Annotated in this window: 13 protein-coding genes; 9 read left to right on the top strand and 4 right to left on the bottom strand. The window is 44.5% G+C overall.

Going from position 1 to position 11,702, the window contains the following annotated elements; genetic code table 11:
* Nucleotides 1-62 precede the first annotated feature (62 nt).
* Entirely contained in the window at nucleotides 63-596 is a 534-nt protein-coding gene (locus NDK47_RS11495) for a GNAT family N-acetyltransferase (protein ID WP_251874949.1), read from the top strand.
* A gap of 122 nt (nucleotides 597-718) precedes the next feature.
* On the opposite strand, the gene NDK47_RS11500 is transcribed toward NDK47_RS11495, so the two are convergent.
* The 3 genes from NDK47_RS11500 to NDK47_RS11510 form a co-directional block, all read right to left on the bottom strand.
* Nucleotides 719-1,429 carry a B3/B4 domain-containing protein gene (locus NDK47_RS11500; protein WP_251874950.1) on the bottom strand — a complete coding sequence of 237 codons (711 nt, stop codon included), beginning with the start codon at nucleotides 1,427-1,429 and terminating at the stop codon, nucleotides 719-721.
* A gap of 85 nt (nucleotides 1,430-1,514) precedes the next feature.
* A complete protein-coding gene (locus NDK47_RS11505) occupies nucleotides 1,515-2,153 on the bottom strand; it encodes a LysE family translocator (protein ID WP_251874951.1) in 639 nt (212 codons plus the stop codon).
* Nucleotides 2,154-2,224: 71 nt separating this feature from the next.
* A complete protein-coding gene (locus tag NDK47_RS11510) occupies nucleotides 2,225-2,842 on the bottom strand; it encodes an FMN-binding negative transcriptional regulator (RefSeq protein ID WP_251874952.1) in 618 nt (205 codons plus the stop codon).
* Nucleotides 2,843-2,964: 122 nt separating this feature from the next.
* Between NDK47_RS11510 and pdxR the strand changes: the two genes are divergently transcribed.
* From pdxR to NDK47_RS11530, 4 genes are all read left to right on the top strand, one after another.
* On the top strand, nucleotides 2,965-4,344 hold the full coding sequence (gene pdxR, locus NDK47_RS11515; protein WP_251874953.1) for a MocR-like pyridoxine biosynthesis transcription factor PdxR: 1,380 nt from the start codon (nucleotides 2,965-2,967) through the stop codon (nucleotides 4,342-4,344).
* A 135-nt stretch (nucleotides 4,345-4,479) separates the two neighbouring features.
* Entirely contained in the window at nucleotides 4,480-4,977 is a 498-nt protein-coding gene (locus tag NDK47_RS11520) for a MerR family transcriptional regulator (protein WP_251874954.1), read from the top strand.
* A 5-nt stretch (nucleotides 4,978-4,982) separates the two neighbouring features.
* Complete coding sequence (locus tag NDK47_RS11525; protein WP_251874955.1) at nucleotides 4,983-5,423, top strand: SRPBCC family protein; 441 nt, start codon at nucleotides 4,983-4,985, stop codon at nucleotides 5,421-5,423.
* 30 nt (nucleotides 5,424-5,453) lie between these two features.
* Nucleotides 5,454-5,924, top strand: coding sequence for an SRPBCC family protein (locus NDK47_RS11530; protein ID WP_251874956.1), 471 nt, complete (start codon nucleotides 5,454-5,456; stop codon nucleotides 5,922-5,924).
* 208 nt (nucleotides 5,925-6,132) lie between these two features.
* On the opposite strand, the gene NDK47_RS11535 is transcribed toward NDK47_RS11530, so the two are convergent.
* The gene (locus tag NDK47_RS11535; RefSeq protein WP_251874957.1) at nucleotides 6,133-6,513 is read right to left on the bottom strand and encodes a YmaF family protein; all 381 of its coding nucleotides are present in this window, start codon (nucleotides 6,511-6,513) and stop codon (nucleotides 6,133-6,135) included.
* A gap of 207 nt (nucleotides 6,514-6,720) precedes the next feature.
* Between NDK47_RS11535 and NDK47_RS11540 the strand changes: the two genes are divergently transcribed.
* Genes NDK47_RS11540 through vanT form a run of 4 tightly spaced genes read left to right on the top strand, consistent with a single transcriptional unit; the run spans nucleotide 6,721 to nucleotide 11,633 of the window.
* Complete coding sequence (locus NDK47_RS11540; protein ID WP_251874958.1) at nucleotides 6,721-7,602, top strand: M15 family metallopeptidase; 882 nt, start codon at nucleotides 6,721-6,723, stop codon at nucleotides 7,600-7,602.
* Nucleotides 7,603-7,607: 5 nt separating this feature from the next.
* On the top strand, nucleotides 7,608-8,660 hold the full coding sequence (gene vanG / locus NDK47_RS11545) for a D-alanine--D-serine ligase VanG (RefSeq protein WP_251874959.1): 1,053 nt from the start codon (nucleotides 7,608-7,610) through the stop codon (nucleotides 8,658-8,660).
* A gap of 2 nt (nucleotides 8,661-8,662) precedes the next feature.
* Complete coding sequence (locus NDK47_RS11550) at nucleotides 8,663-9,469, top strand: M15 family metallopeptidase (RefSeq protein ID WP_251874960.1); 807 nt, start codon at nucleotides 8,663-8,665, stop codon at nucleotides 9,467-9,469.
* Complete coding sequence (gene vanT / locus NDK47_RS11555; protein WP_251874961.1) at nucleotides 9,456-11,633, top strand: serine racemase VanT catalytic subunit; 2,178 nt, start codon at nucleotides 9,456-9,458, stop codon at nucleotides 11,631-11,633. The genes NDK47_RS11550 and vanT overlap by 14 nt, the downstream gene beginning before the upstream one ends.
* Nucleotides 11,634-11,702 lie beyond the last annotated feature (69 nt).

The raw sequence follows: 11,702 nt of genomic DNA on the forward strand, positions 1-11,702 counted from the left end.
GGCAGCACTGTTGTTTCCGTGAAATGCTTGGTATTTTGATTTACGACGAAGGAGGAACCGTTATGCTGCCGAGTTTTCAAACAGAACGTCTTTTCCTCAGGCCCCGCACTTTGGATGACTTCAACGAATGTTTGGCAATGGATAAAGATTCAGAGGTAACCAAATATATTCCGGGGCCATGGAGCGACCCGGTGCAACATGAACGCTTTCTTAGCGAGCGGATTCAGAAGTCGTTTGGGCCAGGACTCGGCTATTGGTCTATATTCCCGAAGGAGCAGTCATCACAGTTCGTTGGTTGGATACTTTTAATCCCTTACGATGGTATTGGACCGGAGATTGAAATTGGCTGGCGGTTAAATCGATTTGCTTGGGGGAAGGGCTATGCAACGGAAGCCGCACGAAGAGTTCTTGAACATGCCTTTAAAACAGTAGGTGTAGGTCGTGTTGTTGCCGACATACATCCAGAAAATCAGCCGTCAATAAGGGTAGCCGAGAAAATAGGGCTTACGTTCGTTGGAGATAGCATGCATGATGGATTTCCTTGCAAATCCTATGTGATGACAAGGAATGATTATAGTGACCACTACGGAGTATAGATTTTAATCTAATCCAAAACGATATGTTCACCTTTTGGTCCCCTTCTAACGTAAAAGGGGACCGATACGTAATTTTTGTCTATATCGACTCACAGGGCCTCTTTTTTAAACACAATCTGACCTTAAGCAAAGATTGTAATTTCCCTATTATTACTATCTAATACTTCAATCTTCACATGACCACCAAGATGATGTGACACGAAATCAGACAATTCTTTAAGCGCCATATGAAACTCATCGCTTCTTGATTCATCGATTGATTCAATACAGAGAAATGCATTTTTCGTATTTTCTGTGAGCATCGTCCTCTGAGCTTCACGCCAATTCCAGCATCTGCATATGGCACCTTCATCATCTTTATACACAATTTCACCTTCATAGGGCGAAGCATTTTCATCACTTCCCAATGGGATAAACGGTTCGTTGCCATTTGCCTGCGTTAGCCGAAGATCGCCTGCAAAAGTATCGATATCTTCTCCGCCACACGGAAGCCCGTAACGCAAGGAAATGGAATTATAGATGTCAACAAGCGGGTTTATTGTTCCGATATGATTGCCGTTTTTCACTCTTTTTAATAAAGCTTCAATGGAACACCTTGCCCCTTTTTTTGTCTTGAATTTCTGAAAAGCTTCTCGCCAAACGAATATGACTGGATTACTGCTGAATTCCTCCAGCTTGAGAAATTTATGTGCTTCTTTCTCTGCCTCCTGCAGCAGCTTCTCGTAGATTTCAACGTCCCTTTTTGAATTATCAATTCCCTGGCAAATCACGGTGCCTATTTTTGCATGAGGGAATAACGACCAAAAATCATCTTCAATGATAAATCTAGGCATCAACGATCGCTCCATTCATCACGAATTGTCTTGATAGAATCGTTATTAGTTTTGTCATAGCACGATAAATTTCATCACAAACCCCTTATGTTTTGGAGGGGCTCGCAAAGGCGGAGAATATCCCGAGGGCAATATAAAAATAACCAGTTATCCGATTCAGCAACTTTGGACGCGCTTTACTACCCGTAATCCGCTTTCTAATACTTGCTGCAAGAACTGCATACAGACCATCACTCATAAAAGCTAGGATAATAAATATCGTTCCTAAAAGCAAAAATTGTACGGTGACTGATCCAGCAGAAGGTGATATGAACTGCGGAAAGAAGGCTAAAAAAAAGAGTGCTGTCTTCGGATTCATTATTTCTACGAGCGCTGATTCGTAAAATATCTTTACCAATTTTTTGCGAGGGGCTTTTGGAATCTCTGAAGTCGTACCATCAGATGTAGAAAATAAAGTCTTGCACCCCAAATAGATCAGATAAGCAGCACCCAAGTATTTCACGATGTTAAAGGCTGTTGCTGATGTCATCAGGATCGCAGAAACTCCTATTGCTCCGGCCAAAACGTGAACAGAACCACCAAGAGATACACCAAGAACGGATACCAGACCCGCTTTCTTCCCTTGATCGATGCTTCTAGCCATAATATAGAATACAGCGGGTCCAGGTATGATTAACAATGTAGCAGCAGCCACTACAAATAGCCAAATCGTTGAAAACTCCATAAAATGCAACTCCTTGTTGTATATTTTCCCATGATGGAACCGGACTCCTCCTCGGCAGGTAAAAAGCAGTGTTACCCTTTATTTGTAAGGTTCTTTTTCATCAAGGAGGCAATTTGTTGCTCGGCTGAAAATGAAATCTGTTCCAACTGTTTGATAACGAGCCCTTGTCTGTGTAAGGAATGGTTTTGACTTAGTTTTGCTTTCCCTTCCATCCGATCGATTTTTATTTTGAATCCTTGCACACCTTTGTTCATACCGGCGAGAAACTTCGCATCCACATCCTGCAATCTGTAAGAGCTGTCGGGGGTTTCATACTTCAGTACCATTTCATTCAAGGATCTCATCAACTCGTCCTCATCCTGGATTAGCTCAACTTCTCCGTAAACATGAACGGTCACATAATTCCACGTTGGCACTGCTTTATCGGTCTCATACCATGAGGGAGAAATATAACAATGAGGACCGTGGAAAACAGCTAAGATTGTCTGATTTTGAATATCCTGCCACTGCGGGTTCGGACGGGCAAAATGACCGTACAAATAGGTTTTCTCCTTATTCAACACTAAAGGTAAATGTGTAGCGAAGGGTATTCCTTTATGAATGGAAAACAATGTTGCAAAACTGTTCTCCTGTATGACATTGTAAGCGGCGGTTACTTCTTTCATCGAAAAATGCTCTGGGATATACATGTGAAACCTCCTCAATCCTATATTTGACAAACATCAAATATCCTTTACCGGTATGATAGTATTAAAACTGACATTTAAAAAGGTACAATTATAAACAAATATACATGTCAGAGGGGATGCATATGATCAATACCATGTTTACCTTCAAAGATAATTCCCCAAAATACGAACAAATCTACGAGAAATTTAAATCATTTATTGAGCACGGCGATATTCTGGCGAATGAGAAATTGCCCTCCATTCGTCAACTTGCAGATTCCTTACATGTAAGCCGTAATACAACATTAATGGCATATGAGCAACTTGTTGCTGAAGGGTATATTCGTGGAGAGGGCCGAAAAGGTTATTTTGTAAATGAATTAGAGCCCCTATTATCTCAAGAGGTATTAGAATCTAAAAATAAAAAGCAAACAGAGTCAAAGAAACCCCCGGTAGTGAATTTCAGGGCGGATGCCGTTGATCAAACACATTTCCCACTGAAAATTTGGAGGAGAATTGCCAATCAAGTATTAACATTACCGGATAGCTTTCGATATGGAGAACCATTTGGGGAAGCATGTTTGCGCGAACAAATCTCCACCTATTTATTTCAATCACGCGGAGTAAAAACGAATGCGAATGCTATTATTATCGGAAGCAGTACCCAACAAATGCTTGTATACCTTGGGCATATACTGAAGGATGAATTCCAGAGTATTATCGTTGAAGACCCTGGTTACGACGGTGCTAGGGAAGCCTTTCAATTCCATCGTTTTATGTTTGAAACTTTGCCGGTTTATGAAACCGGTGCCGATCTTTCACAATTAGAACAAATGAATTCACGATTGCTCTATATAACCCCTTCGCATCAAAGCCCACTTGGAGTAAGCATGTCGATTCAACAACGGCAAATGCTTATTCATTGGGTTAACAAGATGTGTGGATATATTATCGAAGACGATTATGATAGTGAATTTCGCTATACACAAAAACCATTTCCTGCTCTTGCCTCCATCGATTCAGCAAGAGTCATTTATTTAGGGAATTTCTCAAAATCATTTCTTCCAGGAATCCGTTTATCTTATATGGTGCTGCCCGAGTCAATTTTAAACCGTTATAAATTGCATTTTACTCGTTTTGAGAGTCCTGCTTCGCTTTTCAGCCAGCTCACAATGGCAAAATTTATGGAATTGGGAGAATGGAATCGCCACATTAAACGAATGCGTCTTGTGTATAAGAGGAAAATGCTGTACTTAGTATCTGAACTAAAAAAGCAATTTGGCCAAAATATCTCGATTATCGGCGAGCAGTCTGGTTTATACTTATTAATCAAATTACACCTGGGCCGTTCAGAAGAATGGTTAATCGAGCGCGCTTCTTCTTATGGTGTAAGAGTGTGCCCCACCTCAATCTACTTTATTAAGAATAATACAGATCATCCAATCATTAAGCTTGGATTTAGTCATCTTTCTTGTGATGAAATTGAGCTTGGTGTCAGGCTCTTAAAAAAGGCATGGATGTGAATGGAAAGGTTTGAAAATGGTGCCGTTCTTCAAGGTGAAAGTACCCGGGGGAATTATATCACTTGCACGTGACGTAACGTCATGTTTTATAGTGTAGATACCGGTAATCAGATGCGCAGCAAAAAAGAGGTGATTATGAAGCGACTTTGGAAGGTGGGGGAGCTAGCTAAGCTCACGGGACTCACGATACGAACATTGAGGTTTAACGATCAGATCGGCCTGTTTTCCCCGTCGGCGCATTCCGATTCGGGGCACAGGCTGTATAACGAGGCCGACCTCTCGAGATTGCAGCAAATTTTGTCGCTAAAAGAGCTTGGCTTATCGCTAGAGGAGATTAAGTCCGTAGTAACCGGCGGGCACTTCAGTCCGCTGGAAATCGTGTCGCTGCAAATCGACCGTCTGAAAGAAACGATCCGGAAGCAACAAAAGCTTTTGGCCGAATTGGAATATGTCTCCAACCTGATGCATTTGAAGCAACCTGTCACGGTCGAAGATTTTACAAAATTATTGGAAATGATGAAAAAGAACAATGAAAAAATGATCCTCGAACGCCGGATGACTTGGGAGCGCCACCTGGACCTGCTGGGAGACTTGCTAGACAAGGATGCCGAGGAATCGAATCAAGGGAGCTGAAAATCATGAACGAACGATTTGCCGTTCATAACACTTTCGTCGTAGAACGGGTGTACAAGGCCACGCCAGCAAAGGTTTTTGCCTATTGGGCAGACCCACGCCTGAAAGAGCAATGGTTTTCAAAAGCGAATGAGTTTGACTTCCGAATCGGTGGTGGAGAAAGCAGTCAAGGCGGGCCTCCCGGTGGACCGGTATTTACCTTCGATGCCCGGTACCACGACATTGTGCCGGACGAGCGCATCGTTTACAGCTACACTTTGGATATGGGCGAGACGCGGGTGTCCGTTTCCGTAACGACCGTCGAGTTCAAGCTGGAGGGCGAAGGCACAAAGCTGATTTTCACAGAGCAAGGCGTCTTCCTGGACGGCCACGATACGCCGGCTCAGCGTGAGCACGGCACCAAGGAGATGCTGGACAAGCTGGTTGTGTTGCTGGAGATCGGCTAACCTACTTAAACATGCAGAGGTGGAATGGACATGACGGAAAACCGTGCAGCAAACAACGAAATCAGCGCAACGGAAGAATACGAATTGGTAACAACGCGGGTGATGAATGCATCTCCAGCTCTCGTTTACGAAGCCTGGACAAAACCGGAACATTTGGCACAGTGGTGGGGACCGAACGGCTTTACGAACACTTTTCACGAATTTGATTTACGGCCGGGAGGGGTATGGGAGTTTGTGATGCACGGACCGAATGGAGTCGATTATCCCAACAAAAGCGAATTTGTTGAAATTGGGCCTGAACGGATCGTACTGCGGCACCTTTGCGCCCCCTATTATCAACTCACGGCAACCTTCGAGGATCTTGGCGGAAGAACCAGACTAACTTGGCGCCAGCTTTTCGAAACCGCTGACGTATTCAACGCGATCAAGAAAATAGCACTTCCGGCCAACGAGGAAAATCTTGACCGGCTCGAAGCGCATTTAAAGAGGATGTCCGTCTAAGAACCTCAGATCGCGACCGGCTGAAAGGCCGGTTTTTTCTTGTGCAAAAAAGACCCGGTGATGAACAATCACCTACCATACAGAAGAGGTGTGTTTATGACCAATCAAGCGTTAGATTTCCGTGGAAGTCGCCCGATTGAAGCACATTAAAGTGACAATACAAACGGCTTTGATGAATACTCATCGAAGCCGTTTGGTTTCATGGAAACTATTCTTCATCTCCCGTTTTTCCACGATACATATGGGAGTGTGGCTGTATTCCGTCCACAGTTGTATATCCCTCGAAATAATGATAATGACCACCATTTGGTAATGGGACTGCTGGACCTGTTGTTCCTTTGATTCTATGTGTATGACCTTCGCTTACAGCGGTCACTGTATAATACTTATGAACGTGAGGAACTCCCGATAATGCAGGCTCCGTCATTCCAGCATAATAGTGCGAGTGACCAACATCACAAGAAGTACATCCTGAAAAAGCGTGTGTGTGGACAGGCTTACCATCCCAGGTCGAAATGTACAATGTGTGGGAGTGTTGAGAACCAAATCCACTTGATTCAATAACAAATCCTGTCACAGGTATCCGCATGTAATAGTCCCCTTTTCTAAATGTTTATCCATTGTATGAGGAAGAATGAGTGGTTGTTCGGTTTTAGCTACTAGGTATTGGACTATTTTGGGTTTCACGCAAAAACCTGAACTCATTTCCTTAAGAAAAGTTTTATTTTTGCCCTACTTTTTATTTAAACAGTTTTGTCTATCCTGAGTGTGCGAAGTACAAAGGAGGAAACTGTACATGAAAAAGAGGGTTTTTTTGCTTGTCATCCTTTTGCTGTGCGGTTATGTCGCTGTTCAGCAGTTAGCACAGGGTGCGCTGAAGAAAGTAGATGACCAATACGATCAGACACAAGAAAAAACTCCCAAAGAGGGGTACCAAACCATAAAAATCGCAAAAGATCAGGTCTACCACGGCAATCTGCTACTGGTGAACAAAGAATACCCCGTTCAGAAGGAAGCGATCAAATCCGATGTCGTCCTGCTCTCTCAGAATAAGGACCTGGTCCAGGGATACCGTTTACAGGATGACACGATTCAGGCGTCGGAGAGCATGGTACGGGTATTTAAGGAGATGGTTCACGCTGCGCAAGAAGATAACGTGAGCAACTTTATCATCAACAGCGGATTTCGAAGCCTGGAAGAACAGGAGCAGCTCCATAATGAAATGGCCCCCGGACTTGCCATGCCAGCGGGCTTCAGCGAACACAATCTCGGCCTGGCTCTCGATATCGGGTCTACCCAAATGAAAATGGAGCGTGCACCCGAGGGAAAATGGCTGGAGAAAAACTCTTGGAAATACGGATTTATTTTGCGCTATCCAAAGGACAAGACAGAGATTACGGGCACCATGTCCGAACCCTGGCATTACCGTTACGTAGGGCTGCCGCATAGCGCGATTATCAAGAAGAACAACTTTTCACTGGAAGAATATCTGGCTTACCTGAGAGAGCAAAAACAGATTGTTGTTCCGATCGATGGTGAAACGTATGAAATCTACTATTACCCGATTTACGAAAAGACAACGATTGATGTGCCAATCCGTAAACATTATCAGATTTCAGGTGACAACATGGGGGGAGTTATTATGACCGTCTTCTCTGACAAGCTGGATAAGGAGTGAATCCTATGAAGAAAATCACAGTCGCGATCTTGTTTGGGGGGTGTTCCTCCGAGTATGAGGTATCTCTAAAATCAGCAACGGCGGTTTTGGAAAACCTGGACCTGGAAAAATACGATGTGTTGTTACTAGGGATCACAAAAGAGGGGCAATGGCTGCAATATGGTGGAAGCACTGACCGGATCAAGAATGATACCTGGCATCAAAGCAAAGAGTGCGTACCTGCCTTTCTATCTCCATGCAGACAGGTGCAAGGAGTTGTCGCACTTCACAACGGTGTGATGATGACTACCAGGGTGGATGTAGTTTTTCCGGTTCTGCATGGCAAAAACGGAGAGGATGGAACGGTCCAGGGCTTGCTTGCGCTGGCCGGAATTCCGTTTGTTGGCTGCCATAGCCTTTCCTCAGCGATATGTATGGACAAGGATATCGCCCACATTCTGGCTGCAAGCTCCGGTGTAAAAACGCCGCGATCCGTTACTGTTTTTAAAAACACCGACCCTGACAACGTTATCGCTGCTGTAGAATCGTTAGGCTTCCCTTTGTACGTAAAACCGGCAAAATCCGGGTCCTCCCTGGGGATTACAAAAGCACATAACACCGCTGATTTGGTAAAGGGAATAGAAAATGCCTTTTATCACGATAACAAAGTGGTCATCGAGGAAAACATTGAGGGCTTTGAAGTAGGCTGCGCGGTGCTGGGAAACGGTGATGTAATCGTGGGCGAAGTAGATGAAATTGAGTTATCTCACGGATTTTTCAATTATAACGAAAAATATTCACTTGAGACCTCACGCATCCATGTACCAGCAAGAATTGAAAAGGAGATGGCTGAAAAAATCAAGGAAACAGCGATCCGTCTCTACCAGGTTCTTGACTGTCGCGGTTTCGCGCGGGTCGATATGTTTGTTACACCAACGAATGAAATTGTGTTTAACGAAGTAAATACGATTCCTGGCTTTACTACAAAAAGCAGATATCCAAGTATGCTGCGGGCAGCGGGTATCTCCTATAAGGAGCTTCTGGATACCCTTATCTTTCTGGCGATGGAGGCGGACTAACGATGAAACAAGCAGACAAGCATACATTCTCTACTCTTTCTCTGAACAGCGAGAATATGTATCATGGCCATCTGATCCTTGTGAATCGTTATCACCCGATCCGTTGGCAAAATGACGACGGTATCCTGCTTAACCGCATGAGACTGATTGACGGAATACACCACAATATCATGCTGGAACACACAGCCGCGGCGATGCTGGGCAAGCTCCTGAAAGCTTGCAACGCAGAGCACGGCATCGTACCTGTAAGCGGATATCGCAGCAAGGCTGAACAAAAAAATATCTACGACCAATCGTTATATGAAAATGGTTTGGAATTCACGAAGCAATATGTTGCACGACCAAATGAAAGTGAGCATCAGACAGGCATGGCGATTGATGTAGGTGAGAGGAAGGAGGAGATTGATTTTATCTGCCCATCCTTTCCCGACCACGGAGTATGTCGCACGTTTCGCCAAAGGGCAAGTGAATACGGGTTTATCAAGCGCTACGCAAAAGAGAAAGAACAGCTTACTGGCATTTCGGATGAACCCTGGCATTTCCGCTACGTGGGCTATCCGCACGCTGCTCTCATGGAAAAGCATCAGCTGTGTTTGGAGGAGTATATCCAGTTTCTAAAAAACTACGAGTTTCACGGCGAGCATCTACTAGTGGATGATGAGGCAATCGAAATCTACTATGTAAAGGCCGGCGAAACCGTCACGCAAATCCCGCTTGTCGATGGTGCAAGATGCGAGATATCCGGCAACAATGTGGATGGATTTATTGTGACATTGTTTCATCAGGAGTATTCTGATGGGTACAGGTAGTGAAAAGAAGTACGGCGGTCTGGATGGTTTTAGAATCATTGCCGCAATCCTCGTGATCGCCAACCATACGTCGCCACTCCTGTCCTATGATGCGTTTGCTGATTTCACCCTCACACGAATTGTTTCCAGGGTGACGGTTCCGTTTTTCTTTATGTGCACGGGCTATTTTTTCTTGCAACAGATTGGCACGGATAAAGATAAGAATTTTGATAGGCTCTTGAAGTTCTTATATAAAGTGGGAAAGCTATACATGCTTTCAATCCTTTTGTACCTCCCGATAAATGTGTACGCCGGATATTTTACAAATCAATTTTCAGTTATGACCATGGTTAAAGACATCTTGTTTAACGGGACGCTGTATCATCTGTGGTATTTTCCCGGCGTCATGCTGGGAGTTTGTATCTGTTACTTTCTCCATACAAGGCTTTCTGCTATAGGAGCTTTCTTGATCGCGTTGCTCCTGTATGGGATCGGATTATTGGGTGACAGTTATTATGCTTTTGCACAGATGAATCCGTATATAGAAAGCTTCTATCAAGCTATGTTTTCCTTGTTCGATTTCACGAGGAACGGTATTTTCTTTGCCCCTGTGTTTATTATGCTGGGTGGCCTGATTGCGACATACGGCAAACATGATCAGACAAAGAGGATGTCGTACACAGTTGGATTTGTCTTTTTCTTCGCCATGATGGTGACGGAAGGCTTGCTTGTCCATGCATTTCATCTGTCCCGGCATGATAGTATGTATCTGTTGTCGATTCCGTGTATGTATTTTTTGTTTCAACTCTTGCTTAGTATGAGAATCAGAAGCAGGAGGTATCTGAGGAATCTGGGCATGTATGTCTATATCCTGCATCCGATGTGCATCGTGATCATCCGGGCAATGGGAAAAGCAACAGGACTTACATCGTTGGTCGTTGAAAACAGCCTGGTTCATTTCTTACTGGTAACGGTGCTGTCATTTGTTGTCTCCGTATTCGCGATAATACTTGTAAAAAAGATAAAAAAAGAGAGCAGCAGAGCGCCCGATTACTCAGAGCGAGCATGGGCCGAGATCAATGTCGCTCATTTGCAGCATAACGTGAGGGAAATCCGGCGTGTTCTGCCTAAGGGCTGTGACATCATGGCGGTAGTAAAAGCGCAGGCATACGGTCATGGCGGATGGCAAATAGCCAGGTACCTGCAGAAGCTGGGGATCGGACATTTTGCTGTTGCAACGCTGGAAGAGGGGATCGAGCTTCGAAAAAAAGGGGTAAGAGGAGAAATCCTCGTTTTGGGACATACCCATGAAAGTCATATTCGTCAGATTGCCCGCTATAGGCTGACGCAAACAGTGGTGGATGCAGAGCATGCCAAAAAGCTGAATGACTGCAAAGTAAAAATCCACGTTCATATCAAGATCGACACAGGAATGGGCAGACTGGGCGAGTCTTATCATAACATAGAAGAGATAGCTTCCCTGTATCGGTATCGGAACCTGTATGTCTGCGGTACATTTACGCATCTGAATGCGGCTGACAGCTTGGAAGAGCCCGATGTCATCTATACCAAAAATCAAATCTCGCGTTTTCAGAAAGTGATTGAGCAGCTGCGGGCAAAAGGAATCGATCCGCAAAAGCTGCATGTGCAAAGCAGCTATGGTGTGTTCAATTATAGTGAACTTAATTATGATTATGCGCGAATTGGCATCGCTCTCTATGGGATGTTAAGTAGTGAGGGCGACAAGGTAAAAACACACATGGAGCTGCGCCCTGTGCTATCACTTAAAGCACGAGTTGTACAGGTAAAGCAGGTGGAAAAAGGTGCTTCAGTCGGCTATGGACGTGCCTACACAGCGGATAGGGACGGCAAAATCGCCATCATCTCAATCGGGTATGCAGATGGAATGCCGCGCTTATTGTCACATGCCAGCGCAAGCTGTCTCATCAAGGGGAAAAGAGTACCGATTATCGGCTCAGTTTGCATGGACCAGCTTATCGTAGATATCTCGGATTTGGATGATGCAGTGCAGGGGGATATCGCGACATTGATCGGGGTGGATCAGGCTGAATGCATATCAGCTGAGGAATTGGCGAGCCAGTGCAGCACGATAACCAATGAATTGGTGAGCCGTTTGGGAGAGCGGGTAAAAAAGGTATACAGGTCCGATTCCATCGTCCTTTGACCTGTGAACAAGTCGTGTGAGGGTATTTGCTATAATGGTAAAAATGCCTGATTTATAATAGCGATGGAG

It is taken from the genome of Brevibacillus ruminantium (genome assembly GCF_023746555.1).
In the GTDB taxonomy this organism is placed as follows: Bacteria; Bacillota; Bacilli; order Brevibacillales; family Brevibacillaceae; genus Brevibacillus; species Brevibacillus ruminantium.